The sequence below is a fragment of the Bradyrhizobium sp. CCBAU 53351 genome, assembly GCF_015291745.1.
Lineage (GTDB): Bacteria > Pseudomonadota > Alphaproteobacteria > Rhizobiales > Xanthobacteraceae > Bradyrhizobium.
Window position 1 is genome coordinate 1,979,310 of sequence record NZ_CP030059.1, and the last position, 25,206, is coordinate 2,004,515.

General features: G+C 65.0%; 25 protein-coding genes. 15 read left to right on the forward strand and 10 right to left on the reverse strand.

Going from position 1 to position 25,206, the window contains the following annotated elements; translation table 11 throughout:
* Nucleotides 1–28: 28 nt before the first annotated feature.
* The 4 genes from XH83_RS09365 to XH83_RS09380 all read right to left on the reverse strand — a co-directional run bounded on the left by XH83_RS09365 (nucleotide 29) and on the right by XH83_RS09380 (nucleotide 3,795).
* Entirely contained in the window at nucleotides 29–919 is an 891-nt protein-coding gene (locus tag XH83_RS09365) for an SDR family oxidoreductase (RefSeq protein WP_194406720.1), read from the reverse strand.
* A gap of 202 nt (nucleotides 920–1,121) precedes the next feature.
* Nucleotides 1,122–1,676 (reverse strand): DUF4142 domain-containing protein, encoded by a 555-nt coding sequence (locus tag XH83_RS09370; RefSeq protein WP_194406721.1) that lies wholly within the window; start codon nucleotides 1,674–1,676, stop codon nucleotides 1,122–1,124.
* Between the two features lie 86 nt (nucleotides 1,677–1,762).
* A complete protein-coding gene (locus XH83_RS09375; protein WP_194406722.1) occupies nucleotides 1,763–1,990 on the reverse strand; it encodes a hypothetical protein in 228 nt (75 codons plus the stop codon).
* 8 nt (nucleotides 1,991–1,998) lie between these two features.
* The gene (locus XH83_RS09380; protein ID WP_194406723.1) at nucleotides 1,999–3,795 is read right to left on the reverse strand and encodes a thiamine pyrophosphate-requiring protein; all 1,797 of its coding nucleotides are present in this window, start codon (nucleotides 3,793–3,795) and stop codon (nucleotides 1,999–2,001) included.
* Between the two features lie 138 nt (nucleotides 3,796–3,933).
* Here XH83_RS09380 and XH83_RS09385 point away from each other — a divergent pair, with 138 nt between their 5' ends.
* The 8 genes from XH83_RS09385 to XH83_RS09420 all read left to right on the forward strand — a co-directional run bounded on the left by XH83_RS09385 (nucleotide 3,934) and on the right by XH83_RS09420 (nucleotide 11,808).
* Nucleotides 3,934–4,308: a PRC-barrel domain-containing protein gene (locus XH83_RS09385; RefSeq protein WP_194408208.1), complete on the forward strand. Its 375-nt coding sequence runs from the start codon at nucleotides 3,934–3,936 to the stop codon at nucleotides 4,306–4,308.
* Nucleotides 4,309–4,323: 15 nt separating this feature from the next.
* On the forward strand, nucleotides 4,324–4,482 hold the full coding sequence (locus XH83_RS09390; protein WP_194406724.1) for a hypothetical protein: 159 nt from the start codon (nucleotides 4,324–4,326) through the stop codon (nucleotides 4,480–4,482).
* Nucleotides 4,483–4,680: 198 nt separating this feature from the next.
* Nucleotides 4,681–5,835 (forward strand): HlyD family secretion protein, encoded by a 1,155-nt coding sequence (locus tag XH83_RS09395; protein ID WP_194408209.1) that lies wholly within the window; start codon nucleotides 4,681–4,683, stop codon nucleotides 5,833–5,835.
* Complete coding sequence (locus XH83_RS09400; protein ID WP_194406725.1) at nucleotides 5,832–7,451, forward strand: DHA2 family efflux MFS transporter permease subunit; 1,620 nt, start codon at nucleotides 5,832–5,834, stop codon at nucleotides 7,449–7,451. Before XH83_RS09395 ends, XH83_RS09400 begins: the two co-directional genes overlap by 4 nt.
* 97 nt (nucleotides 7,452–7,548) lie before the next feature.
* Complete coding sequence (locus XH83_RS09405) at nucleotides 7,549–8,550, forward strand: nitronate monooxygenase family protein (protein ID WP_194406726.1); 1,002 nt, start codon at nucleotides 7,549–7,551, stop codon at nucleotides 8,548–8,550.
* A gap of 107 nt (nucleotides 8,551–8,657) precedes the next feature.
* On the forward strand, nucleotides 8,658–9,077 hold the full coding sequence (locus XH83_RS09410; protein ID WP_194406727.1) for a hypothetical protein: 420 nt from the start codon (nucleotides 8,658–8,660) through the stop codon (nucleotides 9,075–9,077).
* Between the two features lie 118 nt (nucleotides 9,078–9,195).
* Nucleotides 9,196–10,770 (forward strand): alkaline phosphatase, encoded by a 1,575-nt coding sequence (locus XH83_RS09415; protein WP_194406728.1) that lies wholly within the window; start codon nucleotides 9,196–9,198, stop codon nucleotides 10,768–10,770.
* Nucleotides 10,771–10,989: 219 nt separating this feature from the next.
* Nucleotides 10,990–11,808, forward strand: a complete 819-nt coding sequence (locus XH83_RS09420; RefSeq protein ID WP_194406729.1) for an aldo/keto reductase — start codon at nucleotides 10,990–10,992, stop codon at nucleotides 11,806–11,808.
* 61 nt (nucleotides 11,809–11,869) lie between these two features.
* Here the strand turns inward: XH83_RS09420 and XH83_RS09425 are convergent, their stop codons facing one another.
* Entirely contained in the window at nucleotides 11,870–12,100 is a 231-nt protein-coding gene (locus XH83_RS09425; protein ID WP_194406730.1) for a hypothetical protein, read from the reverse strand.
* Nucleotides 12,101–12,197: 97 nt separating this feature from the next.
* Nucleotides 12,198–12,650, reverse strand: a complete 453-nt coding sequence (locus XH83_RS09430; RefSeq protein WP_194406731.1) for a hypothetical protein — start codon at nucleotides 12,648–12,650, stop codon at nucleotides 12,198–12,200.
* A gap of 160 nt (nucleotides 12,651–12,810) precedes the next feature.
* On the opposite strand from XH83_RS09430, the gene XH83_RS09435 reads away from it, so the two are divergent.
* Nucleotides 12,811–13,083, forward strand: coding sequence for a helix-turn-helix domain-containing protein (locus XH83_RS09435; protein ID WP_128916759.1), 273 nt, complete (start codon nucleotides 12,811–12,813; stop codon nucleotides 13,081–13,083).
* A gap of 18 nt (nucleotides 13,084–13,101) precedes the next feature.
* Entirely contained in the window at nucleotides 13,102–13,956 is an 855-nt protein-coding gene (gene hpaD, locus XH83_RS09440) for a 3,4-dihydroxyphenylacetate 2,3-dioxygenase (RefSeq protein ID WP_194406732.1), read from the forward strand.
* 10 nt (nucleotides 13,957–13,966) lie between these two features.
* On the opposite strand, the gene XH83_RS09445 is transcribed toward hpaD, so the two are convergent.
* Complete coding sequence (locus XH83_RS09445) at nucleotides 13,967–15,199, reverse strand: PLP-dependent aminotransferase family protein (protein ID WP_194406733.1); 1,233 nt, start codon at nucleotides 15,197–15,199, stop codon at nucleotides 13,967–13,969.
* A gap of 84 nt (nucleotides 15,200–15,283) precedes the next feature.
* Entirely contained in the window at nucleotides 15,284–15,787 is a 504-nt protein-coding gene (locus XH83_RS09450; protein WP_194406734.1) for a DUF3124 domain-containing protein, read from the reverse strand.
* Between the two features lie 91 nt (nucleotides 15,788–15,878).
* On the opposite strand from XH83_RS09450, the gene XH83_RS09455 reads away from it, so the two are divergent.
* From XH83_RS09455 to XH83_RS09470, 4 genes are all read left to right on the forward strand, one after another.
* Entirely contained in the window at nucleotides 15,879–17,609 is a 1,731-nt protein-coding gene (locus tag XH83_RS09455; RefSeq protein WP_194406735.1) for a cation:proton antiporter, read from the forward strand.
* 172 nt (nucleotides 17,610–17,781) lie between these two features.
* Entirely contained in the window at nucleotides 17,782–18,858 is a 1,077-nt protein-coding gene (gene ribB / locus XH83_RS09460) for a 3,4-dihydroxy-2-butanone-4-phosphate synthase (RefSeq protein WP_194406736.1), read from the forward strand.
* A 130-nt stretch (nucleotides 18,859–18,988) separates the two neighbouring features.
* On the forward strand, nucleotides 18,989–20,203 hold the full coding sequence (locus XH83_RS09465) for an acyl-CoA dehydrogenase (protein ID WP_194406737.1): 1,215 nt from the start codon (nucleotides 18,989–18,991) through the stop codon (nucleotides 20,201–20,203).
* Nucleotides 20,204–20,366: 163 nt separating this feature from the next.
* On the forward strand, nucleotides 20,367–21,284 hold the full coding sequence (locus XH83_RS09470; protein WP_194406738.1) for an MBL fold metallo-hydrolase: 918 nt from the start codon (nucleotides 20,367–20,369) through the stop codon (nucleotides 21,282–21,284).
* A 67-nt stretch (nucleotides 21,285–21,351) separates the two neighbouring features.
* On the opposite strand, the gene XH83_RS09475 is transcribed toward XH83_RS09470, so the two are convergent.
* Nucleotides 21,352–22,206 (reverse strand): DUF1499 domain-containing protein, encoded by an 855-nt coding sequence (locus XH83_RS09475; protein ID WP_194406739.1) that lies wholly within the window; start codon nucleotides 22,204–22,206, stop codon nucleotides 21,352–21,354.
* Nucleotides 22,207–22,378: 172 nt separating this feature from the next.
* On the reverse strand, nucleotides 22,379–24,007 hold the full coding sequence (locus tag XH83_RS09480) for a fatty-acid--CoA ligase (protein WP_194406740.1): 1,629 nt from the start codon (nucleotides 24,005–24,007) through the stop codon (nucleotides 22,379–22,381).
* A gap of 64 nt (nucleotides 24,008–24,071) precedes the next feature.
* Between XH83_RS09480 and XH83_RS09485 the strand changes: the two genes are divergently transcribed.
* Nucleotides 24,072–25,172, forward strand: coding sequence for an extensin family protein (locus XH83_RS09485; protein WP_194406741.1), 1,101 nt, complete (start codon nucleotides 24,072–24,074; stop codon nucleotides 25,170–25,172).
* Nucleotides 25,173–25,206: the final 34 nt, after the last annotated feature.

A 25,206-nucleotide genomic window follows, 5' to 3' on the forward strand; every position in this document is an offset into this window, starting at 1 on the left:
CTTCGGGAGCTTCCGCCGCGAGGCCTGACTACGGCTGTCCGGATCCGCCGGCGGCGCCATATACCTGGCCAGTCGCATAGCTGGCGTCGGCGGCGGCAAGCTGCACATAGATCGAAGCGAGCTCGACCGGCTGGCCCGGACGGCCGAGCGGTGTCATGCCGCCGAATTTTTCCAGCTTCTCCATCGTGGCTCCGCCGGAGACCTGCAGCGGCGTCCAGATCGGCCCCGGCGCGACGCCGTTGACACGGATGCCCCTGGAAGCGAGCTGCTTGGCCAGCGACTTTACGTAGTTCATCGTCGCCGCCTTGGTCTGCGCATAGTCGTAGAGATCCGGCGAGGGATCATAAGCCTGCTCCGATGTCGTGCCGATGATGCAAGCGCCGGGTTTGAGATGAGGCAAGGCCGCCTTGATGATCCAGAACGGCGCGTAGATGTTGGTCTTCATGGTCGCGTCGAAATCCTCCGACGGGACGTCGAGGATGGAGGCGCGGGTCTGTTGCCGGGCCGCGTTGTTGACGACGATATCGAGGCCGCCGAGGCCTTGCACCGCCTGCTCGACCAGCCTGCCGCAGAAGGCTTCGTCCTTGAGGTCGCCGGGGACCGCAAGTCCGATGCGTCCTTCCTTCTTGATCAACGCGATCACTTCCTGGGCGTCGGGTTCTTCCGCCGGCAAGTAATTGATGGCGACGTCGGCGCCCTCGCGAGCGTAGGCAATCGCGGCGGCGCGGCCCATGCCGGAATCGCCGCCGGTGATCAGGGCCTTGCGGCCGGCTAGCCGGCCGGAGCCCTTGTAGCTGGTCTCGCCATGATCGGGCCGCGGCTCCATCTGGCCGGCGAGGCCTGGCCAAGGCTGCGACTGCTTCTTGAACGGCGGCTTCGGATAGCGGCTGACGGGATCGATCAAGGCGTGCTCGGCCATGGACGTCTCTCCTTTCGCTGCAGACGCCAGCGAAGCCGCCGCGAGCGTTGCGCTCGCGCCGTGCATGACGTGGCGGCGGGATAGTGAGGTTTGCTGGGATTCGACATGATGCTCTCCGCGGTGGCCAGGGCTCAATGCGCGGAGACGGTCGATGTTGCTAAGCGAAGGACGCCGGGCATGCCCGACGTCCTTCAGCAATGTGTTACTTGGTGGATTGGCCGACGCTCGGGGCCTTGCCGAGCTCCTTGGCCATGTCGAGATGGTGCTTGAGCGCCGGCAGCGTCTTGCCGGCCCAGTCCTTCAGCGCGGAATTGTCACCGCCCTTGGCGTAGCGCTCGAACAGCGACACCGCATCCTCATGGGCGCTGACCTGGTAGGAGTTGTAGTCCGAGCTGAAATCCTTGCCCGAGGCATTCTTGAGCTTGTCGAGCTTGCTCTGGTGCGAGCTGTCGAGCGCCGTCGGAAGCGTCGCCTCGACCTTCTTGTCGCCGACCAGGCCCTTGAGCTCGGTGCTGGTCTTGGTGTGATCGGTGATCATCTGCTGCGCGAAGCTCTTCTCCTGGGCGTTGCCCTTCTGCTCGGCGAGCTTGCTCGACTCGATCTCGAACATGTCGCTGATCGCGACCTCCTTGACGAAGTCGGCGGTCGAAGGTGCGACGCCGAGCGCCGAGTTGACGCCGGTCTTCTCGCCCAGCGACTGGGCGAGCGCGGGGCCTGCGAAGAGCACGCAAGCAAGGGCGATGACGGCACGTTTCATGTGTGGTCCCTCCAATTGGACGCGCGGCCGCTAGCCGCGCCATGTTGCGCCGATCAACACGCCTCGGGGGCCGTGGTTCCTAACGATCAATCCGTGGGATTGCGCCCGGTGCGCGGATTGATCGGATCGGTCGGCTTGCGTCGAAGCCGCTCGGGCAGAAACGGCTCGTCGGAGGCGGCCGTGGCGTCGGCCCGCACGTCGGCATGCCGCTGCGCGCGCTCATGCGCCGTCTTATTGTCGTTGATCTGCCGCTTCACATCGAGGCCGTGAACGGGATCGTTGACGCCGTGCTGGATGTCGCGGAAGTCGCTCATGGTTCACCTCATTGCTTTCCGGGCAGGATCGTTTCGAGCACCTGCCGTGCTGCTCCCTTGATCATCCCGCCTTCGTTCGGGTCGCCCTTCATCAGGGCGAGGGAGAAGTTCTTGGCCTGTTGCAGCGTGATATGCGGCGGCAGCGGCGGCACTTCGGGATCGGTCTTCACCTCGAGCACGACGGGCATCTCGCATCCAAGCGCCTGCTCCCAGGCAGAGCCGAGCAGGTCTGGGCTGTCGACGAAGATGCCGCGCAGGCCGATGAGCTCGGCGAAGCGGGAGTAGGAGACGTCGGGAATGCGCTGCGAGGCCCCGAATTTCGGGTCGCCGTTGATGATGCGCTGCTCCCATGTGACCTGGTTGAGGTCCTCGTTGTTGAAGACGCAGACGACGAGGCGCGGATCCTTCCAGCTGCGCCAATATTTCGCGGCGGTGATCAATTCCGCCATGTTGTTCATCTGCATCGCGCCGTCGCCGACGAGGGCAATCACCGGCCGATCCGGATGGGCATACTTTGCGGCGAGCGCATAGGGCACGGCGGCGCCCATCGAGGCGAGGCCGCCGGAGAGCGAGGCCGTCATGCCGCGCCGCATCTTGAGGTCGCGCGCGAACCAGTTGGCGCAAGAGCCGGAATCGCTGGTGACGATCGCACGCTCGGGCAGGCGCGGGGACAGTTCCCAGGCAACGAGCTGCGGATTGACCGGGGCTGCGGGCTGATGTGCCCTTCCGTCCAGCGTCTTCCACCATTTCGCCACGTTATCTTCGATTCCATGGCGCCAGGCGCCGTCGCTCCTGGGTTTCAATCGCGGCAGCAATGCGCGCAGTGTCTCGGCGGCGTCGCCGACGAGGCTGACCTCCATGGGAAAGCGGATCGACAGCATGCTGGCGTCGATGTCGATCTGCACGCCGCGCGCGGCGCCTTCCCTCGGCAGGAATTCGGCGTAAGGGAAGGCGGATCCGACCATCAGCAGCGTGTCGCACTCCATCATCATGTTGTAGCTGGGCTCGGTGCCGAGCAGGCCGATCGAGCCGGTGACCCATGGCAAATCGTCGGACAGCACGGCCTTGCCGAGCAGCGCCTTGGCACAGCCCGCCGACAGCCGGTCGGCGACGGCGATCACCTCGTCGGTGGCACCAAGCGCGCCGGCGCCGACGAGCATCGCAACCTTCTTGCCGGCATTGAGCACCTCCGCGGCGCGATCGAGGTCGGCCTCGCGCGGCGTGATGCTGGGTGCGCTGTAGCCGATGCCGGAATGCAGCGTGCCGTGGGCGTGGGGCGGGCTTTCGTAAGGTTCCTCCTGCAGGTCGTTGGGCAGGATGATCACGGTCGGGGTCCGCCGCGCCAGCGCGATCCGGACCGCGCGGTCGATCAGGTGCCGCACCTGCGCAGGCGAGGATGCCTGCATGACATAGGCGCCCGCGACGTCCTTGAACATCGAGAGAAGGTCGAGCTCCTGCTGGTAGTGCCCGCCCAGGGCATTGCGGGCCTGCTGGCCCACGATCGCCAGCACCGGCTGGTGATCGAGCAGTGCATCGTAGAGCCCGGTGACGAGATGCGAGGCGCCGGGTCCGGAGGTCGCGATGCAGACGCCGAGCTGGCCTGAGAATTTTGCGTAAGCGGTCGCCATGAACGCCGCCATCTCCTCGTGCCGGGCCTGCACGAAGCCGATCTCGCCGTCCTGCCCCTGGGCCCGGTTCATCGCGCCGAACACGCCGTTGATGCCGTCGCCGGGGTAACCGAAGATGTGGCGCACGCCCCATTGATGCAGACGCTGGACGATGAAGTCGGAGACGGTCTGGGACATCGCGCGAACCTTGGCTGAGTGGATGAGCTCAGAACGGCTGCTTCCCTGCGATGTTCCTGTCTCGTGCCTGGGAACACGGACCGGAACGATCGCTGCCCCCTCGCGGTTGATTCAGAAATGGCTGAGTGGAGAATGACGATGCTGAATCAGGGCGAACTGGACCGCGACGAAATGGGTCGGCTGATCGGAAGCGACAAGGTCGAGGGAACATCGGTCTTCGGAGCCGATCGAAACAAGATCGGCTCGATCGAACGGGTGATGATCGACAAGATCAGCGGCAAGGTCTCCTACGCGGTGCTTGGCTTCGGAGGATTCCTCGGCCTCGGCAATGATCATTATCCGCTGCCCTGGCAATCGTTGAAATACGACACCGAACTTGGCGGTTACATTACCGCGATCACCGCCAAGGAACTGGAAGGTGCTCCCAAATATAGCGAGCAGACCGAATGGAACTGGAGCGATGACGCTGCCGTTCGCGGTATCAATTCCTATTATGGCGTCCCGTTCGCGTAGCAGAAGGATCAACCAATGAGCAAGGAACGGCCCACCGACGATCCCCGTAATCAGAATGATTGGGGTTCGCACAGGCAAACGGACAAGCCCTGGAAGGGCAATCCGGAGAAGGAGCAGGGAACGGACGAGGTGAAGCCCGACCTCGAGAAATGGCATCGGACCAAGACGCACTGAACCAAACGATTTCGCGGAATAAATAGGAGCGCAGCAGGCACAATGCTGCGCTCTATTTTTGTTGGCAGCGCGATCACGAATGACGGCGGCGCGCTGGGTGTGCGGAACCATGTTGCGGCGCCGTGGTTAGGCCCGCGGCGCGCACGACCGGTGCAAATCGGCTTGGCGCCAGCTCAATCCCAAGAGAGGTTGTTGGCCGTGGATGCTCAGACACGGGAGCGTGGCCCGTCCGCGGAGCAGCCGCAGAGGGCGAAGGACGCTCCACCACCGAATCCCGATCCGCCGCGCGACGCCAAGGATCAGCCGGAGAAGCCAGCGCCGTCGCTGCGAGACCGGCTTCGCGAGCATTGGCTGCTCGCGACCGCCGGCGCCATCGTGCTGATCGCCGCGATCGTCGGCGGTCTGCTCTACTGGCTCGAGGTGCGCCATTACGAATCCACCGACGATGCGTTCGTCGCGGCGCGCAGCTTTTCGGTGGCATCGAAGGTCGGCGGCTATGTGACCGACATTCCCGTCACTGACAACCAGCATGTCAGTGACGGCGATCTTCTCGCCAAAATCGACGAGCGCGACTATCGCATCGCCATCGAGCAGGCGGGCGCGCAGGTCGCCGTCTCCAAGGCGAACATCGACAATGTCGAGGCGCAGATTGTTTCGCAAGAGGAGCAGATCAAGCAGGCCCAGGCGCAGCTCGAGCAGGCGCAGGCCCAGCTTCAATTCGCGCAGCAGGAGTTCAAGCGCGCGGAAGAGTTGGTCGAGAAGGGCGCCGGCACCGTGCAGCGCCAGCAACAGACCCGCTCTGATCTCCAGGCGCAGCAGGCCAACACCGAGCGCGCCAAGACGGCGGTGACGTCGGCGCAACTCGGCATCAAGACGCTGCAGGCCCAGCTCGAAGGCGCCAAGGCGCAGCTCGCGCAGTCGCAGGCGCAGCTCGACCAGGCGAAATTGAACCTGCAATACACCAGCGTCGTCGCGGCGCAGTCCGGCCGCGTCGTCAAGCTCTCGGGCGCCAAGGGCACGTTCGTCACCGCCGGCCAGAGCCTGATGATGTTCGTCCCCGACGAGGTCTGGATCGTCGCGAACTACAAGGAGACGCAGCTGAACGACATGCGTCCGGGCCAGCCGGTCGAGATTCGCATCGATGCCTATCCCGGTCGCAAGCTCACCGGCCATGTCGATTCCGTGCAGCCGGGCTCCGGCACCGCGTTCAGTCTTCTGCCGGCCGAGAACGCCACCGGCAACTACGTCAAGGTGGTGCAGCGCGTGCCGGTGAAGATCGTGGTCGACAACTGGCCGGCCGATCTGCCTGTCGGTCCCGGCATGTCGGTCGTGCCCTGGACCAGGGTGCGATGACGGACGCTGCGCAAGGCGGCGCGTCTGCGGGCGGCTGGTCGCCGGAACGTTCGGCGGCCGGCGGGCACAATCCCTATCTCATCGCCTTCGTGGTCTCGATCGCGACCTTCATGGAGGTGCTCGACACCACCATCGCCAATGTCGCGCTGCGTCACATCGCGGGCAGCCTCGCGGTCGGCATCGACGAGAGCACCTATGTCATCACCAGCTATCTGGTCGCGAACGCCATCGTGCTGTCGATCTCGGGCTGGCTGTCGACGGTGATCGGCCGCAAGCGCTTCTATATGATCTGCGTGGCGACCTTCACATTGTCCTCGTTGCTGTGCGGCTTCGCCTGGAATCTGCAGTCGCTGGTGCTGTTTCGCATTCTTCAGGGCCTCGGCGGCGGCGGCATGGCCACCAGCGAGCAGGCGATCCTCGCCGACTCCTTCCCGCCGCACAAGCGCGGCCAGGCCTTCGCGATCTACGGCGTCGCCGTCGTGGTCGCACCGGTGATCGGCCCGACACTCGGCGGCTGGATAACCGACACCTACACCTGGCACTGGGTGTTCCTGATCAACGTACCGATGGGTCTGTTGTCGCTGTTCCTGGTCGGGACGCTGGTCCGGGAGCCCTCAGGCGCGGAGGAGGAGAGGGAGAGGCTGCTCAGCAAGGGCCTGCGCGTCGACTATATTGGCTTCCTGCTCGTCGCGATCGGGCTCGGCTCGCTCGAGTTCGTGCTAGATGAAGGCCAGCGCAACGACTGGTTCGGCTCGAACATGATCATCATGTTCGCGCTGCTGGCCGCCGCCTGCCTGCTCGCGCTGATCCCGTGGGAGCTGACGCGCGAAGATCCCATCGTCGATTTGCGCCTGCTCGGCCGCCGCCAGTTCGCCGCTTGCTTCCTGGTGATGCTCGCTACCGGTGCCGTGCTGATCTCGACCACGCAGCTCCTGCCGCAACTGCTTCAGACCGAGCTGAACTACACGGCGATGCTGGCCGGCCTCGCGCTATCGCCGGGCGGCATTGCGACCCTGGTGCTGATGCCCGTGGTCGGCCGCCTCGTCAGCTCGGTGCAACCGAAATACCTCATCATGTTCGGCGCGGCGATCGTCGCGTTCTCAATGTGGCATCTCACGGGACTGACCGGCGACATCACCTACGGTTACGCGGCGCTGTCCCGCATCTTCCTTGCGCTCGGTCTGCCCTTCCTGTTCCTGCCGGTGACGACCGCGTCCTATGACGGCGTGCCACCGGACAAGACCAACCAGGCCTCGGCCCTGATCAACGTCGCCCGCAACATCGGGGGATCCATGGGCGTCGCGCTGGCGCAGACGGTGCTGGCGCAGCGCCAGCAATTCCACCAGAGCCGCCTGATCGAGCACGCCGCACCTTCCGATCTCGGCTATCAGCAGACCATCGATGCGATGACGCGCTACTTCCAGGCGCAGGGCTCCAATGCGAGCGATGCGGCATCGCAGGCGGTCGCCTGGGTCGGTCGCACCTTGCAGCAGCAGGTCGATCTGCTCGCCTATATCGACGTGTTCTGGACGCTTGCGATCGTCGCGGTGCTGATGATCCCGACGGCAGCCGTGCTGCGGCCGATCAAGCTCGGTGGGCCGGCGCGGGGGCATTGAGGAAGCCTTGCCTGCAATCTCAGAGAAAGGGTGACCGCGGCGCGAAAGTCCGGCTAGACTGCACCCAATCCAAGGCAGAATTCCGGGAGGTAGTTACGTGAAGACCGCGATCACCGAGCTGTTCGGCATCGAGCACCCCATCATCCAGGGCGGCATGCATTTCGTCGGCTTCGCCGAGCTGGCAGCAGCCGTTTCCAATGCCGGCGGGCTCGGCATCATCACCGGTCTCACGCAGAAGACGCCGGAGCTGCTCGCCAAGGAGATCGCGCGCTGCCGCGACATGACCGACAAGCCGTTCGGCGTCAACCTCACTTTCCTGCCGACCTTCGCGGCGCCGCCCTATCCGGAGTATATCGCGGCCATCGTCGAAGGCGGCATCAAGGCGGTGGAGACCGCAGGCCGCAGTCCGGAGCAGTACATGCCGGCGCTGAAGGCCGCCGGCATCAAGGTGATCCACAAATGCACCTCGGTCCGCCACGCGCTGAAGGCCGAGCGCATCGGCTGCGACGCCGTCAGCGTCGATGGCTTCGAGTGCGGTGGTCACCCCGGCGAGGACGACATTCCCAACATGATCCTGCTGCCGCGTGCGGCAGAGGAATTGAAGATTCCGTTCGTCGCCTCCGGCGGCATGGCGGACGGGCGCAGCCTGGTTGCGGCCTTGTCGCTGGGCGCGGCCGGCATGAACATGGGCACGCGCTTCATCGCCACCAAGGAGGCGCCGGTGCATCAGAACGTGAAGAACGCGCTGGTCGCGGCCACCGAGCTCGACACCCGCCTGATCATGCGCAGCTTGCGCAACACCGAGCGCGTGTTGAGGAACGCCAATGTCGATCGCCTCATCGAGATCGAGCGCGAGAAGGGCGACAAGCTCAAGATCGACGACATCCACGACCAGGTTGCGGGCGTCTACCCCAGGATCATGCTGGAAGGCCAGATGGACGCCGGCGCCTGGAGCTGCGGCATGGTCGCCGGGCTGATCCACGACATCCCCTCCTGCAAGGAACTCATCGATCGGATCATGGGGGAGGCGGAACAGATCATCCGCAGCCGTCTGATGGGGTTCCTGGATGGGACGGGGGCGACGCGAAAGGTCGCCTGACACCGGCAAACTTCTTAACCACGGCGGCACTTGGCCACTGGAATTCCAGGCGAAGCCTCCCAAATAAGGGTAAATTACCCTTTCAAAATCAATTTCAGGAGGCGTCCGTGGTCCTGAAAAGCGGTTCTTTTGCAATTGCCGTTGCCCTCGTGCTCGCATGGGGCGGCATCGCGCGCGCTGACGACTACAAGCCAAACGAATATCTCGGTCTCGATCTCTCCAGGGCCGTGCTGTCTCCAAAACGTCTCGGGCCTGAGACGCAATTTGCACCGGTCGCCCTCGAAGCGCGCGGCGGCAACGAGGCGCAGGCGCGCGCGGAGCCCGTCGACGTGCCGAAGAAGGTGGCCGCCGAACGCGTCCGTGCGGTCGAGCCGAAGGTCGCGCATGCGAGGCCCGCGCAGCCGCGCGGCGCAGCCCGCACCAAGCTTGCGCATCGTCACGGCAACCCGCTCGACGCGCAGGCGATGGACACCCGCATCCAGACCTGGCCCTGCCGCTCCGGCGGCATCTGCAACTGGAAGCACTGAACGGGGGGCACCCCGTCATCCCCGCGTCGCAAAACCGTAGGCGGGGAGTCAAGAAACCGTAAGCTGGAAGTTAAGGAGCGCAGGCACCTTCCGTCGCGATTCGACGAAGGTTTCCTGAATGGCAACGCTCCGCGCCTCGCGCGCATGGACCCGGCGGCAATTCCTGGTCCGTTCGACTTCAAGCCTGGCGGTTGCCTCGCTCGGCACGCTCGCGACACCCTATCTCAGCCGCGCCGCTGATCGGCCGCAAGTCGCAGGCGGCATCCAGTCGGGCGACGTCTGCGATGGATCCGCCGTCATCTGGGCGCGTGCCGACCGTCCCGCGCGAATGCACGTGGAGTGCTCGACCGTCGAGAGCTTCAAGACCATCATTGCGTCGGCTTCGCGCGACGCGCTGCCGGACGCGGATTGCACCGCGAAGCTGCAGCTCGACGACCTGCCGCCCGAACAGGACATGTTCTATCGCGTCCGCTTCGACGACATCGCAACCGGCCTTTGCGGCGAGAGCCGCATCGGCCATTTCCGCACCGCGCCGGCAGCAGGCCGGTCGATCTCGTTCGTGTGGTCCGGCGATGTCGGAGGGCAGGGCTGGGGCATCGACATCTCGCGCGGCGGCTATCGCAGCTATCGCACCATGCTTGACAACCGACCGGACTTCTTCATCCATTCCGGCGATCACATCTACGCCGACTGCACGATTCCTGCCGAGCAGAAACTGCCGAACGGCGAGACCTGGCGCAACCTCGTGACCGAGGAGAAGTCAGATGTGGCGCACACGCTGGCGCAGTTCCGCGGCAATTACAAATACAACCATCTCGATGAGCACTTCCGCGCCTTCCACGCGGAGGTGCCGATGTTCGCGCAATGGGACGACCACGAAGTCACCAACGACTGGTCACCGACCGGCAGCTACGATGACGCAGGCTTTGAGGATGACGGCACCCCGCGCCTCGTCGCACGCGCTAGCCGTGCCTTCTTCGACTTCATGCCGATCCGCGACATCGGCGTGCGGCAGGGCCGGGTCTATCGGAAGATCGCTTACGGCCCGCTGCTCGACATCTTCATGATCGACATGCGCAGCTATCGCGACGACCGTTGGAATAAGGGCAGCGACCATCGCGGCTGGATCCTTGGTGCCGAACAGCTCGCCTGGCTCAAGCGCGAGCTTGCCGCCTCGCGCGCGACCTGGAAGGTGATCGCGGCCGATTTGCCGCTCGGCCTGATCAGCCTGGACGCCGTCGCGCTCGGCGACGGGCCGCCCGATCGGCGCGAGCACGAGATCGCCGATCTTCTCGGCTCCATCAAGCGCGCCGGTGTGCGCAACATCGTCTGGCTCACCGCCGACATGCACTACACCGCCGGGCACTACTACGATCCGAACAAGGCGCAGTTCAGGGATTTCGAGCCGTTCTGGGAGTTCGTTTCGGGCCCGCTGCATGCCGGCACCTGGGGTCCCGCCGAGCTCGACAACACCTTTGGGCCCGTCGCGATGTACCAGAACGGCTGCAGCGCGGCGCAGGGCGATAATCTGGCACCGTGCTTCGGCCTGCAGTTCTTCGGCCGCGTCGACATCGACGGCCCGACCGGCGTGATGACCGTGACCTTGAAGGACGTCGACAACCGCAGCCTCTGGTCGGTCGACATCGCGCCGCAGCCACAGGCGCGACCTGCGGTGGTTGCGCAGCATTCGTGAGGGGCGGATAACCTCTCCGCGTCGTCATGGCCGGGACAAGCCCGGGCATGACGTCGAGGACGCATCGCGCATCCCCGCTCTAACCCGATCTTGATTGGCCGCAGGGCTGCTCCCGCGCTAGATTGGCTATTCCCGCCACCTCTTTTCCATCACCAAAGAGTCTGCTTCCAACGCCCTCACGGTGTGGTCGGCGGGATGCAATATGTCAGGAGCCTGTTCATGGACAATCTGAAGACACAGGGCATCAGCATGCCCAAGCTCGGCCTCGGCACCTTTCGCATGCAGGGAGATGCCTGCCGCGCCGCGGTCGAGAGCGCGCTGTCGATCGGCTATCGCCATATCGACACCGCCGAGATGTATGCCAATGAGGAGCCGATCGGATCAGCCATCGCCGCGTCCCGCCTGCCGCGCGCCGAGCTTCACGTCACGACGAAGGTCTGGCACGAGAACCTCAGTCCCGACGCGATCCGTCGTGCCTTCGATGCGAGCCTGAACAAGCTCCGGCTCGACCATGTCGATCTCTATCTCGTGCACTGGCCGTCGACGGCCGCGAACTGGGGCGCAGTGTTCGAGACCTTGATGAAGCTGAAGGAGGAGGGACGTACCCGCGCCATCGGCGTCGCTAATTTCACCACGGCGCTGCTCAAGATCGCGGTCGAGGACGTCAGGGCGCCGATCGCCTGCAACCAGGTCGAATATCACGCGATGCTCGATCAATCGAAGGTGCGCGCCTATCTCGCGGCGAAGTCGATCCCGCTCGTCGCTTATTGTCCGCTGGCGCAGGGGCGCATTGCATCGGAGCCGGTGCTGGCCGAGATTGGCGCCAGGCACAACGCGACCGCCGCGCAGGTGGCGCTGAAATGGCTGCTCGACCAGGACGGCGTCGCCGCGATCCCGAAAGCCTCGCGCCGCGAGAGCCAGCAGGCCAACCTCGATGCGCTGAAGATCACGCTCGACGATGCCGATCGCAAGAAGATCGCCGCGCTGCCGAAGGATCGCCGCTGCGTCAATCCGGGCTTCGCACCGGCGTGGGATTAGTTCGATCCTTGATGCGCAAAGAAATGGCCCCGTGAGGGGCCATTTCCATATGCGCTCTCAGTTAGTCCCAGTGGCGATGGCTGCGCTTGATCACCACGACCTTGTCGCGATGATGGCCGCGATGCCAGCCGTAATCGCGATGGCCGCGGAATTCGGCGCGGGCGCCGTAGGGACCGTGATGATGATGGTGATAACCGCCACGCTTGATCACGACCGTTTCCGCGCTTGCCAGCGTCGGCGCCGCGATCACGAGTGCACCCAGGGCCGCAACCACATAACCAAGCTTCTTCATGATGTCCTCCTCGAAATTCGAATGCACATCTAAACCGCGCATTGATGCGAACGTTCCGGGAGAATCGCAGGAGAATTCTGAACAGCTGTTCAGGTAGCTAGTCGCAACGCTGCTGCGTCGGCGTGGGCGCGCCGGTGGCGACGTATTTGCCGTCCTTGATCGTATATTCGCCGCGCTCGCTGCGATTGTAGATCGCGCGCAGGCTGCCGTCCTTGAGGAGTAGCAGCCCGAATTCTCGGGCCTGGTGCAGCGAGGGGAAGTACACCATCACATTGAGCAGGCCCTCGGCGTTGACCGTGGCCGACACCACCTCGTTCTCGTCCCTGGCCTCGCCGAAATTGCGCCGGTACATCACCCGGCCGTCCTTCCGGATCTCGTAGGTCAAGAGCGCGCCCTTGTCGCGGTCGGGCCGGGCCGCGCAGTCGACCGCCCATGAGCCGAGCAGGCCCCATTGCTCGACCGTCGCGGCCAGCGTCTCGGCGCTTGCAGTTGCGGTGACCGCCCCCCACAGCATCGCGGCCGCGATCCAGCGGCCCAAACCACGCGTCATGTCCTGAAAGAACCCCCGCCTCGAAGAATTCCAAAGTGTAGCATCCCGTCGGCTGCCGTCCATGGCGGCCGCCGATCGCTCGCGAATTTGATCCGCGTCAATGAAGCCGGACTTTTCCGGGGTAGGATGACGCTTCCCGAAGGCGAACCTGGATAGACCAATGCTGAATCAAGTCATGGATTTTGCGGGCGAAGTGCTGCCAGGGAGTTGTGCCGTGCCGCCTTATTCCGAGACCGAGTTTCTGACCGAGCTGGGCGATCGCCTGCGGTCCTCGCGCATGCGCTGCGACCTGTCGCGCCGCGAGCTGGCCCGCCGTTCCGGGATTTCCGAGCGCTATATCGCCCAGATCGAGGCCGGCAAGGGCAATGTCTCGATCGTCCTGCTGCTGCGCCTGGCCTCCGCAATCCACGGCAGTCAGCCGCAGGCGGCCTGACGCTTCGAGGGGACCGCCATGGGGCAGCTCGTACTCGCCGCCAAGGTCACCCACGTTCCATCATTGATGCTGTCGGAGCTACCGGGCAGCCCGCTCCGCGCCGCGCGCGAGCCGGCGGTCAGTTCCTTGCGCGAGCTGGGCCGGCGGGCGAAAGAACGCGGCGTCACCTGCTTCGTGGTGTTCGACACCCACTGGCTCTCCAATTTCGGTTACCACATCAATGCCAATGCGCGGCATCGCGGCTCGTTCACGAGCCACGAAGCGCCGCAGATGATCCAGGATCTGCGCTACGATCTGCCGGGCGACACGGGCCTGGCGAAAGCCATCGCTGAGAGGGCCGGGGACGCAGGCCTCAACGTGATCGCCCATGAGGTGGCGAGCCTCGGGCTCGAATACGGCACCGTCGTGCCGATGCACTACCTGAACCCGGACGGCTTTGCGAAGGTCGTCTCGGTGGCCTCGCCGCTCTTCACCTCGTTCGAGGAGAGCCGGATCCTCGGTGAAGCGACCCGCCGCGCGATCGACGAATCCGGTGAGCGGGTCGCGATCCTCGCCAGCGGCTCGCTCTCGCATCGGCTCTGGCCGAACAAGAAGCTGGGCCCCGAGGCGTGGACCTCGGTCGCCAGCGAGTTCAACCGCCAGGTCGATCTGCGCGTGCTCGAGCTGTGGCAGAGCCGTCGCTACCGCGAATTCCTCGACATGCTCCCGGACTACGCCACCAAGTGCAACGGCGAGGGCGGCATGGCCGACACCATCATGCTGTTCGCCGCGCTCGGCTGGTACGACTATCGCGGCGCCGCTGAACAGCTCTGCGACTACTTTCCCTCGTCCGGCTCCGGCCAGGTCAACGTGGAGTTTCACGTCGAGGCGTGAGGCTGCGGCCTCAGGCCCGCTTCTCCACATTGGCGCTGCGGGCGGGCACGCCGAATTCCTTGCGGCAGACCTCGGCCAGCACGGCGACGCCCTCGCGGATTTGCTGATGCGAGGGACTTGCAAAGCACAGCCGCAGCCGCGAGCTGGAATGGCTCTTGTTGGTCGACCATTCCGGGCCCGGATTGATCGAGACGCCGGCGGCGAGCGCGGCCTGATAGAGCTTCAACGTATCGACCTGATCCGGCAGCTTGACCCAGAGGAAGATGCCGCCCTTGGGCTCCTCGAACTCGGCGGCCGTGCCGAACTGCTCGTTCAGCGCTTCCATCAGCGTGTCGAGCTTGGTGCGCAGTGCTTTCGTCAGCGCCGGTACATGGCTTGCGAAATGCGGCTTGCAATAGGTCGCCAGCACCATCTGCTCCAGCGCGCCGGAGCCCGCATCCGTCTTCAGCGCCAGCATCCGCGACATCACCTCCCAGGGCGCCACGATGAAGCCTACGCGCAGCGCCGGCGCGATCGATTTGGAGAACGAGCCGATATGGATGACACCGCCGCTCTCGCTCATCGCGTAGATCGCCGGCGGACGCTGCCCCGACCAGACGAGGTCGGCATAGCAATCGTCCTCGAAGATGGGCACACCATACTCGGTCGCGAGCCGCACCAGCTCGGCGCGGCGGCTCTCGGGCATGATGCTGCCGGTCGGATTCTGCACCGTCGGGATGGTGTAGATGTATTTGGGCCGGATGCCGCGGCTCTTCAGATCGGCCAGGGTCGCGGCCAGCAGGTCCATGCGCATGCCGTCCTTGTCGAGGGGGACGCCGACGACGTTGACGCCGAGCCGCGCCAGGCGGGTCAGAGAGCCCTGATAGCTGTCCTGCTCGAAGATCACGGTGTCGCCGCGGGTCAGCAGCGTCGCGTTGACGAGGTCGAGCGCCTGCAGTGAGCCGGAGACGATCAGGAGATCGTCGATGGTGCAGGTGATGCCGGCATCGCGCTTGAGCTTGGTCACAAGGAATTCGCGCAGGGGCAGGTAACCCTGCGGGCCATGCGCCAGCCCGTAAGTGGCGAGCGACCGGCCCTCGCGCCGCAGCACCGCGTTGGCCGCTTCGACCAATTCGTCGAGCGGGACCTGTTCGGAATCGTTGTTGCCGCCGACGAAGCTGTATTTGGCAAGGCCCGTCCAGCGACCAGAAGGGGCCGGCAGCCCTGCCGGAAACAGGGGGGCGAAGTCGAAGCTGGACGTCATGGGGGCGTTCCTCGTTTTGTTGAGCAGCCGGCGTTGCACCGGGCGCCTTGTTCTTTCCGTCCGCCCCCCGGGGGGCGGACGCGCTTACTTCTTGCCGGCCGTCCGGGTCGGACGGCCCTGGCTGATGAAAGCGTAATGCGCATTGGCGACGCCGCCAACCATCAGCGCCTCGACCACGGGCTCGGCGATCTCGCCTGTCGCGGCCCAGTCGACCAGGAAATTGGCGCCGGTCCCGCCGCGCACGTCGTCGGTCGGAATGAAGATCGAGATCGTCGCCAGAGGCTTCAGGGCGACCTGTCCCTTCAGGTAGGTCTCGACCTGCTTGCCTGCGGTGTCGAAATAGGCGATGCGTTTGACTACCAGTGCTTGCGTCTCGGAGGCGTTGTGAACACTCAAGGTCACCGAGAAGTCGACGCGCAGCTTGCCCTGGCTCATCGCCACGCTGGAATAGGCGGGCACGTAGAACCCGCCGGAGACGGCGAGTTCCTGGTTCGGCATTGCGGTGAGGGAATCGGCAAAGTTCTGTTCAATATTGACCTTGGATTGTGCGGCGGCGGGCACGGCAAAGGCGAGAGAGCATAGCAGCATTGCTGCGAACGACGCTTCTCGCATGTGACGAATTGCTCGCTTGCCGCGCCGCAACCCGCCTCTAGGGTGCGGCAAAACGGACCAATTTGGTATGCACGAGCTCATTCGCGACATCACTCTCTGTATTCTGTTTGCCTGGATGCTGGGCCTGCTCGCCCATTTCTCACGGCAGCCGCTGATCCTGGCCTATCTTATCGCCGGCTTCTGCATAGGTCCATTCGGCACCGGCTGGGTCCACTCGCAGGAATCGATCGGCGTCATCTCCGAGCTCGGCCTGATCTTCATGCTGTTCATGATCGGGCTCGAGATCGACCTGAAGAAGATCGTGCGGGCGGGAAAGGTGATCCTGTTCGCGGCGGGCGGCCAGCTGCTCGGCGGCTGCCTGCTCGGGGTGCTGTTCTTCGTCGGCATCGGCCTGTCGCTCGGCGGCGGGCACTTCGATGCGGTCTATCTCTGCGTCGCCTGTGCGCTGTCGAGCACCGTGATCATCGTCAAGGTGCTCTACGAGAAGCGCGAGCTCGACACGCTGCCGGGGCGCATCACGCTCGGCGTGCTGGTGCTTCAGGACATCTTCGCCATCCTGTTCCTGGCGGTGCAGCCGAGTCTTGCCAATCTGCAGGCCAGCGTCATCCTGCTCTCGATCGGCCGCGTCGCGGTGCTGGTCGCTGCTGCGCTCCTGGTCAGCCGCTACGTGCTGCCGCGACTGTTCCACCAGATCGCCCGGCGCCCCGAGCTGATCCTGCTCGGCGCGCTGGCCTGGTGCTTTCTCGTCGCCGAGACCGCTGAACGGCTGTCGCTGTCGCGCGAGATGGGCGCCCTGATCGCCGGCGTCTCGCTCTCGACCTTTCCCTACGCGCTCGACGTCACCGCCAAGGTCACCACGCTCCGCGACTTCTTCATCACCCTGTTTTTCGTCGCGCTTGGCATGACCATTCCCATCCCCGGCCTCTCCGTGATCGGACTGGCGCTGATGATCGCGGCTTTCACGGTGGTGAGCCGCATCGTCACCACCTTCACGCCGCTCTATCTGATGAAGCAGGGCCTGCGCGCCAGCCTGTTGCCGGCGCTGAATCTCGCGCAGATCTCCGAGTTCTCGCTGGTGGTGATCCAGACCGGCGTCAACGATCACCATATCGCAGCGCAGACAGCCAACGCCGCCTCCTTCGCCTTCGTGGTGCTGGCGGTGCTCTCGACCTTCGCGATGAGCCGGAGCGACGAGATCACCCGCTGGGCGATCGGCCCCCTGAAGCGGATCGGCCTTAGGGATCTCGACCACGGCAGCGGCCATGGCGAGGAGGGGCACGAGGGCGGCCACGGCGAGGCCCGCCGTATCGTCATCCTCGGGTTTTTCCGTGCGGCGAGCGCGCTGCTGGCCGAGATTGAACGGCAGGCGCCGGTGCTGCTCGAGCAGATCACGGTGGTCGACTTCAACCCCAATGTGTACCAGACCCTGCTTTCGCGCGGCCTGCACGTGATCTACGGCGATATCAGCAATGTCGATACGCTGCTCCATGCCGGCATCGGCAAGTCCGAGATGATCATCCTCAGCGTGCCGGATTCGCTGCTGAAGGGTGCCACCAACGAAAAACTGGTCCGCCACGTCCGCGCGCTCAATCCGACTGCCCTGATCGTCGCCACCGCCGACCTGCTGGCCGATGTCGGCGCGCTCTACGAGGCCGGCGCCAGCTACGTCACCGTGACCCGGCTCAGCGATGCGCACGAGCTGTTCACGGTCATCGAGGCGGCCCAGGCTGGCCTTCTCGCCGACAAGCGCGCCGAGCTCGATCAGCGTCTCGGCGAGCGCCGCGAAGTGTTGCCCTGAGGGCGGCCGGCCGCCTTCCGCTCCGGCTGTCTGCGCCCATATCCCTGGTATCTTCGGTGCAAGCCGGGCCCCGGATGGTCCGCGACCCGGAATAAGCGGTTGCGTCCAGGACACTAGCGCCCCGCCCCAAGTCCGGCTAAGCCTCCCGCTCATAACCGATAGAGATTGGGACATGCCCGATAGCGTCCAGGAAGTTTTGCAGGCCTTTGCCCGGGGTGAGCTCGTGGTCGTCACCGACGACGAGGACCGCGAGGGCGAGGGCGATCTGATCGTCGCCGCCTCGCTCTGCACCGCCGAGAAGATGGCGTTCATCATCCGTCACACCTCCGGCATCGTCTGCGCGCCCGTGACCACCGAGGACGCTCGCCGCCTGCGGCTCGACCCGATGGTGGCCCATAACGATTCCGCGCACACCACCGCGTTCACGGTCTCGATCGACTACAAGCCCGATGGCGGCACCGGCATCTCCGCCGAGGAGCGCGCCTCCTGCTGCCGCGCGCTGGCCAATCCCAACGTCGGCGCCAACGATTTCGCCCGGCCCGGTCACATCTTCCCGCTGATCGCCAAGGACGGCGGCGTGCTCTTGCGCTCCGGCCATACGGAAGCCGCCGTCGATCTCTGCAAGCTTTCAGGGCTGCCGCCGGTCGGCGTCATCAGCGAGTTGATGAACGACGACGGCAGCGTGATGAAGGGCGAGCAGGTCGCCCGCTTCGCCGCCCAGCACAAGCTGAAGCACGTCACCATCGCGGACATGATCGCCTACCGCCAGGCGCGCGAGAAGCTGATCGAACGGGTCTCGACCTTCGTCACCGAAAGCCCGATCGGACCGTTGCAGGGCTATGCCTACCGCTCGCCGTTCGATTCCATCGCCCACGTCGCGTTCGTCTACAACGGCGTCGGTGACGGCAAGAACGTGCTGACGCGCTTCCACAAGCCGAACATCGTCAAGGACATCTTCACGGGCCACAAGCGCATGGCGGCGGTGCTCGAGCATTTCAAGAAATCGGGCCGTGGCGTGCTGGTCTATTTGCGCGATGGCGCGGCCGGCGTGCCGGTGTCGGCGTTGCCGGACGAGACCGCAACGGAGGCCGACCGCAACCGGCAGTGGCGCGAGGTCGGCGTCGGCGCGCAGATCCTGCGCGATCTTGGCGTTACCTCGATCCGGCATCTCACCTCCTCGGTGCACGACTACAAGGGCCTGTCGGGCTTCGGCATCGAGATCGTCGCCAACGAGCAGCTCGAGAGCTGACACGTCGTGTCGTTCCGGGATGGCGCTGAAAGCGCCCCGGAATGACGAAACCAGGATGCAATTGCACTTGTTGCCGCGGCGCTTTACTTTGTCGGGCAAATTTTGACGGAACCAGACGAAAGGACGTTTCATGAGCGTGCGCCCTCAGGCCAAGGACAAGCCGGCTGCGGCTTCATTCCAGTGGGACGATCCGTTCCTGCTCGACGAGCAGCTCACCGAAGACGAGCGCATGGTGCGCGACACCGCCCGCGCCTACGCCCAGGACAAGCTGCTGCCGCGCGTCTCCAAGGCCTATCTCGAAGAGAAGACCGACCGCGAGATCTTCAACGAGATGGGCGAGCTTGGCCTGATCGGCATCACGCTGCCCGAGGAATATGGCTGCGCCAATGCGAGCTACGTGGCTTACGGCCTGGTCGCGCGCGAGATCGAGCGGGTCGATTCCGGCTACCGCTCGATGAATTCGGTGCAGTCCTCGCTGGTGATGTATCCGATCTACGCCTATGGCGACGAGAACCAGCGCAAGAAGTACCTGCCGAAGCTCGCCAGCGGCGAGTGGGTCGGCTGCTTCGGCCTGACCGAGCCTGACGCGGGCTCCGATCCGGCCGGCATGAAGACGCGTGCCGAGAAGGTCGCGGACGGCTATCGCCTCACCGGCAGCAAGATGTGGATCTCGAACGCGCCGATCGCCGACGTGTTCGTGGTCTGGGCCAAGTCGGCCGCGCACGACAACCAGATCCGCGGCTTCGTGCTGGAGAAGGGCATGAAGGGCCTCTCCGCCCCGAAGATCGGCGGCAAGCTGTCGCTTCGCGCCTCCATCACCGGCGAGGTCGTGATGGACGGCGTCGTGGTCCCCGAGGACGCGCTGCTGCCCAACGTCTCCGGCCTGAAGGGTCCCTTCGGCTGCCTCAACCGCGCCCGCTACGGCATCTCCTGGGGCGTGCTCGGCGCCGCCGAGGACTGCATGCATCGCGCCCGCCAGTACACCCTGGACCGCAAGCAATTCGGCAAGCCGCTCGCCGCGACCCAGCTGGTGCAGAAGAAGCTCGCCGACATGCAGACCGAGATCGCGCTGGGCCTCCAGGGCTCGCTTCGCGTCGGCCGCCTGATGGACGAGGGCAAGTTCGCCCCCGAGATGATCTCGATCATGAAGCGCAACAATTGCGGCAAGGCTCTCGACATCGCCCGCGTCGCACGCGACATGCATGGCGGCAACGGCATCTCGATCGAGTACCACGTGATGCGCCACGTCCATAACCTCGAGACGGTCAACACCTACGAGGGCACCCACGACGTCCACGCCCTGATCCTCGGACGTGCGATCACGGGCATTCAGGCGTTTTTCTGAGCTCGAGAGTCGAGGTAGGAAACTCTGACGTCATGGCCGGGCAAAGCGCGAAGCACGTCTTCGCGCTAGATGTCCCGGCCATCCACGTCTCAGGGCCACGCGAAGAACGCGGATGCCCGGCACAAGGCCGGGCATGACGAAGTCAGCAAGGTATGAGCAAGCCATGTCCGACAATGACGACGTCCCGTTCAACCGCAATTTTCCGCTGAAGCCCGGCATCGTCGAGGAAGTCCGGCCCGGCGTGCGCCGCGTGCTCTGCAACAATCCGAGCCCGTTCACCTTCACCGGCACGGTCAGCTACATCGTCGGCCGGGGCAATGTCGCGATCATCGATCCCGGCCCGGACGACGCGGCACATGCGGCTGCGCTGCTCGATGCCATCAGCGGCGAGACGGTGAGCCATATCTTCGTCACGCATACCCATCGCGACCATTCGCCGAACACCGCGCGGATCAAGCAGGTGACGGGCGCGCCGGTCTATGCCGAAGGCCCGCACCGCGCCTCGCGCCCGCGTTTCGAGAGCGAGAAGCACAATCCGGAATCCGGCTCCGATCGGGATTTCGTGCCCGACATCAAGATCGCAGATGGCGATGTCGTCGAAGGCGACGGCTGGCGGCTCGAGGCGGTGGCGACGCCGGGGCACACCGCCAATCATCTGGCCTTCGCCTGGCCGGAGCGAAAGTTCACTTTCGTCGGCGATCACGTGATGGGCTGGTCCACCTCGATCGTGGCGCCGCCCGACGGCTCCATGATCGACTACATGGACTCGCTCGACCGGCTCGCCGCGCGCGAGGAGGACCTCTATTTCTCCGGCCACGGCCCGGAGATTCCCGACGGCCGGCGCTTCGTGCGCTTCCTGATCCGCCACCGCAAGGCGCGCGAGGCCTCGATCCTGCACCGCCTCGCCAAGGGCGAGACCGACATCCCGACCATGGTCCGCGCAATCTATATCGGCATCGATCCCCGGCTGACGACGGCCGCCGGCTATTCGGTGCTGGCGCATCTGGAAGATTTGGTCGCCCGCGGCGTGGTGGCGACGGATGGCGATCCCGTGATCGGCGGGACGTATCGGATGGCTTGAGGGCGAATGGCGAATAGGGAGTAGCGAATAGGGTGGCGTCCACTCGCTATTCGCCACTTCCCATTCGCTACTTCTTCACCGTCTTTGCCGGTGCCTTCGGCGGCGTCACCGGCGTCTTCTTCACCGGCTTGAGCGCGTCGGCATCGGCGGCGGTGTTGAGATCGTCGATGAATTTCTTGACGCGCGCGGCGTTGCTGCCGAGATCGCTGTCGAAATTGCGCGAGGCCGAGCGGATATCGACGCGGGAATCATCGCCGTCCGCCACGAACCTGATCGAAACGTCCTCGCGGAAACCCATGATCGGCGTCCGCGCCACCGCCTCGATGCGGCCGATGCGGCGCGGCGGCTGCGGTGCACGCTCGTCGATGACGATCCATTTGCGCTTGTTGACGAGCTGGAGCGCGATCGCATAGGCGCGGTCGACGGAAATCTCGAGCTCGACGGGCTCGATGTCCGGATAGAAGTGGCGCTGCTGCTCCGCCGAATAGAGGCCGGCATAGACCGCGGTGTTGGTGCCCTCGCCGGTGCGCAGGCGCGCTAAGGCCTCGAAACGCGGCGGGTCGATCGGGTCGGTGGTGATGTCGTAGATCGCCGGCAGCTTGCGATATTGCAAGGCCAGATAGGCGGGATAGGCGAGGATCGCTCCGTCGATCAGGAACGCGAGCAGGATGCGCGCCATGCCGCGCGAGCCGTTCTGCCAGATCGCGGCAAAGCCTAGGAGACCGAACAGGATCGAGAGGCCCGCGATCGCGAGCCCACCGAAGAAGGTCGCCAGCGCCGGCTTCGGCTCCAGGAAGTCGAAGCGGACGATGATGACCGACACCACCACCGCCACCACCGCGAACACGGCCAGATTGCGCGCCCAGCTCGCGAGGCTGGACACGGGCTCCGACTGATAGGGAGCGGAAAACCTGCGGGCCATCGAGTGAGCTCTGCCGGGGTTGGCGATGCCGGCCAGTGCGGCGCGACGATGCGCCGTTGAGACCACGGCGCGGGGGCAAATTCAAGGGAGACCGGACTGTTACGGCCCGGACGAACCGTCATTCCGGGTTCGATGCTTCGCATCGCCCCGGAATGACATTCGAACGATGGCCTTACGCCGCCGCGTTCGGGAAGCGATAATCCTTGAACTGGTCGCGTAGCGCCGTCTTCAGGATCTTGCCGGTGGCGGTGTGCGGAATACCTTCGACGAAGGCGACGTCGTCGGGCATCCACCATTTGGCGATCTTGCCGTCCATGTATTTCAGGATCTCCTCGCGCGTGGCCTGCTGGCCCTGCTTGAGCTGCACGATCAGGAGCGGCCGCTCGTCCCATTTGGGGTGGAACACGCCGATCACGGCGGCTTCCGCCACGGCGGGGTGACCGACCGCGAGGTTTTCGAGGTCGATCGAGGAGATCCATTCGCCGCCGGACTTGATCACGTCCTTGGAGCGGTCGGTGATCCGCATGTAGCCGTCCTCGTCGATGGTCGAGACGTCGCCGGTGTCGAAGAAGCCGTCCTCGTCGAGAATGTTGCTATCGACGCGGTAATAGGCCTTGGCGACGGCGGGGCCGGAGACCTTGAGGCGGCCGAAGGTCTTGCCGTCCCAGGGCAGCTCCTTGCCGGCATCGTCGGTGATCTTCATCTCGACCGCGAAGGGCGCATAGCCCTGCATCTGCAGCACGTCGAGCCGTGCATCGCCGGTGGCGTTCTGGAACGGCGGCTTCAGCGCCGCGACGCTGCCGATCGGGCTCATCTCGGTCATGCCCCAGGCGTGACGCACGTTCGAGCCCATGTCGAGGAAGGCCTTGATCATCGAGCGCGGCATCGCCGAGCCGCCGCAGATCACCATCTTCAGGTCCGACAGCTTGAGATTGTTCGCGGACATGTGCTGGAGCAGCATCAGCCACACCGTCGGCACGCCGGCGGTGTGCGTCACCTTCTCGGTCGAGAGCAGTTCATAGACCGAGGCGCCGTCGAGCTTGGCGCCGGGCATGACCAGCTTGGTGCCCTGCGAAGGGGCCGAGAAGGCGATGCCCCAGCTGTTGGCATGGAACAGCGGAACTACCGGCAGCATTGTCTCGGACGCGCTCGTGCCGAGGGCGTCGACATTGTTGGCCATCAGCGCGTGCAGCACGTTGGAGCGATGCGAATACAGCACACCCTTGGGGTCGCCGGTGGTGCCGGAGGTGTAACACATCGCGGCTGCCGTGTTCTCGTCAAAGTCCTTCCATTTGAATTTGCCGTCCGCCTGCGCAATCCAGTCCTCGTAGGCGATCACGTTCTTCAGCGTGGTCTGCGGCATATGCGCCTTGTCGGTGAGCACCACGTAGCGCTCAACGCTCGGCAGCTTGTCGGCGATCTTCTCCAGGATCGGAACGAAGGTGATGTCGGTCATCACGATGCGGTCCTGCGCATGGTTGATGATCCAGGCAATCTGCTCGGGGAAAAGGCGGGGATTGACGGTATGGCAGATGGCGCCGATTCCCATGATGCCGTACCACACCTCGAGATGGCGCCAGGTGTTCCAGGCGATCGTTGCGACACGGTCGCCGAGCTTGATGCCGTCGCGCTCCAGCATCTGCGAGACCTTCAGCGCGCGCTTGTGAATCTCGCCGTAAGTGGTGCGATGGATCGGTCCCTCGACCGAGCGTGTGACAACCTCCTGCTTGCCATGAATTTTGGCGGCGTGTTCGATGATCCGGTGGCAGAGCAGGGGCCAATCTTGCATCAAACCAAGCATTCCGACGTTCCTCCGAGAAGTCGCTGGGCGCGTTATCGCTCTCAGCGTTGGGCCAAAGATTGCCATGAGTTTTAGCCTGCCGGACTTTCGCCGCAAATGGTCTTGTCGCGGCTATATGTCCGCTGGCGCGGCAATGGTTACCGCTGCGCTGGGATTGTCGCTGGTGCTCACCGAGAGGGCGGAGGGACGAAAATCGACATCCCCGCTGGATATCTTCGGTATCGGCGCACCCCGGCCGCGCCCGGCGGTCCATGCCGCCAAGATCCCGCTTCCGAGACCGCGCCCCGAGGAGGCGCCCAAGGCCTCGGATGAGGCTCCGCCAGATGCCGAGGGCAAGCCTGCTTCTGCAGACAAGCCCGGCACCGACAAGCCTGCCGAGGCCGCGACGCCACCCCCAAAACCGGTCTCGGCCTGCCGTCTCGCGCTGACCGAGGAGATCGCGATCGCGCCCTCCATTCCGGATATCCGCGGCCCTGGCGCCTGCGGCGGCGAGGATCTGGTGCGGCTGGAGGCCGTCGTGCTGCCGGACAAGCGGAAGGTGGCGGTCAAGCCGGCGGCGATCCTTCGCTGCACCATGGCGACCGCGCTCGCCGATTGGCTGCGCAAGGACATGGTGCCGCTGGCCAACAGCCTCGGCACGACCATTGGCGAACTCGACAATTTCGACAGCTTCGAGTGCCGCGGCCGCAACCGCGTCGCCGGCGCAATGCTGTCGGAGCACGGCAAGGCCAACGCCATCGATGTCCGCGCCATCAAGCTGGCCAACGGGCAGTCGATCGGCCTCACCGACCGCACCATGTCCCGCGACGTGCGCGAGCGCGTGCTGCACTCGGTCTGCACGCGGTTTTCCACCGTGCTCGGTCCGGGCTCGGACTGGTACCACGAGGACCACATCCATCTCGATTTGGCGCAGCGGCGCAACGACTACCGGATCTGCCAGTGGAATGTCTGGGATCCCTTGCCCCAGGTCGCCCCGCTGCTGCCGGCGGAGCGTCCCGAGGAGGCGCCGCCACGCGAGATCGCCGCCAAGCCCGAGGCCAAGGAGAACGTCAAGGACGGAGCCGACGACGAGGCGGCCGAGAAGGCTCCCGCGCCTGCGGACAAGCCGGCAGCCGAGGGCAGCAAGTCCCGGCCGCACAAGCCGGCAACAAAAAAGCGCCGGTGAAACCGGCGCTTCTGATGTCAGGAGATCAGGGGGC

What these genes read in the sequence shown, in the direction of transcription:
- XH83_RS09365 (WP_194406720.1), bottom strand. Translation starts at nt 919, where the DNA reads ATGGCCGAGCACGCCTTGATCGATCCCGTCAGCCGCTATCCGAAGCCG.
- XH83_RS09370 (WP_194406721.1), bottom strand. Translation starts at nt 1,676, where the DNA reads ATGAAACGTGCCGTCATCGCCCTTGCTTGCGTGCTCTTCGCAGGCCCC.
- XH83_RS09375 (WP_194406722.1), bottom strand. Translation starts at nt 1,990, where the DNA reads ATGAGCGACTTCCGCGACATCCAGCACGGCGTCAACGATCCCGTTCAC.
- XH83_RS09380 (WP_194406723.1), bottom strand. Translation starts at nt 3,795, where the DNA reads ATGTCCCAGACCGTCTCCGACTTCATCGTCCAGCGTCTGCATCAATGG.
- XH83_RS09385 (WP_194408208.1), top strand. Translation starts at nt 3,934, where the DNA reads ATGCTGAATCAGGGCGAACTGGACCGCGACGAAATGGGTCGGCTGATC.
- XH83_RS09390 (WP_194406724.1), top strand. Translation starts at nt 4,324, where the DNA reads ATGAGCAAGGAACGGCCCACCGACGATCCCCGTAATCAGAATGATTGG.
- XH83_RS09400 (WP_194406725.1), top strand. Translation starts at nt 5,832, where the DNA reads ATGACGGACGCTGCGCAAGGCGGCGCGTCTGCGGGCGGCTGGTCGCCG.
- XH83_RS09415 (WP_194406728.1), top strand. Translation starts at nt 9,196, where the DNA reads ATGGCAACGCTCCGCGCCTCGCGCGCATGGACCCGGCGGCAATTCCTG.
- XH83_RS09420 (WP_194406729.1), top strand. Translation starts at nt 10,990, where the DNA reads ATGGACAATCTGAAGACACAGGGCATCAGCATGCCCAAGCTCGGCCTC.
- XH83_RS09425 (WP_194406730.1), bottom strand. Translation starts at nt 12,100, where the DNA reads ATGAAGAAGCTTGGTTATGTGGTTGCGGCCCTGGGTGCACTCGTGATC.
- XH83_RS09430 (WP_194406731.1), bottom strand. Translation starts at nt 12,650, where the DNA reads ATGACGCGTGGTTTGGGCCGCTGGATCGCGGCCGCGATGCTGTGGGGG.
- XH83_RS09435 (WP_128916759.1), top strand. Translation starts at nt 12,811, where the DNA reads ATGCTGAATCAAGTCATGGATTTTGCGGGCGAAGTGCTGCCAGGGAGT.
- hpaD (WP_194406732.1), top strand. Translation starts at nt 13,102, where the DNA reads ATGGGGCAGCTCGTACTCGCCGCCAAGGTCACCCACGTTCCATCATTG.
- XH83_RS09445 (WP_194406733.1), bottom strand. Translation starts at nt 15,199, where the DNA reads ATGACGTCCAGCTTCGACTTCGCCCCCCTGTTTCCGGCAGGGCTGCCG.
- XH83_RS09450 (WP_194406734.1), bottom strand. Translation starts at nt 15,787, where the DNA reads ATGCTGCTATGCTCTCTCGCCTTTGCCGTGCCCGCCGCCGCACAATCC.
- XH83_RS09455 (WP_194406735.1), top strand. Translation starts at nt 15,879, where the DNA reads ATGCACGAGCTCATTCGCGACATCACTCTCTGTATTCTGTTTGCCTGG.
- ribB (WP_194406736.1), top strand. Translation starts at nt 17,782, where the DNA reads ATGCCCGATAGCGTCCAGGAAGTTTTGCAGGCCTTTGCCCGGGGTGAG.
- XH83_RS09465 (WP_194406737.1), top strand. Translation starts at nt 18,989, where the DNA reads ATGAGCGTGCGCCCTCAGGCCAAGGACAAGCCGGCTGCGGCTTCATTC.
- XH83_RS09470 (WP_194406738.1), top strand. Translation starts at nt 20,367, where the DNA reads ATGTCCGACAATGACGACGTCCCGTTCAACCGCAATTTTCCGCTGAAG.
- XH83_RS09475 (WP_194406739.1), bottom strand. Translation starts at nt 22,206, where the DNA reads ATGGCCCGCAGGTTTTCCGCTCCCTATCAGTCGGAGCCCGTGTCCAGC.
- XH83_RS09480 (WP_194406740.1), bottom strand. Translation starts at nt 24,007, where the DNA reads ATGCTTGGTTTGATGCAAGATTGGCCCCTGCTCTGCCACCGGATCATC.
- XH83_RS09485 (WP_194406741.1), top strand. Translation starts at nt 24,072, where the DNA reads ATGAGTTTTAGCCTGCCGGACTTTCGCCGCAAATGGTCTTGTCGCGGC.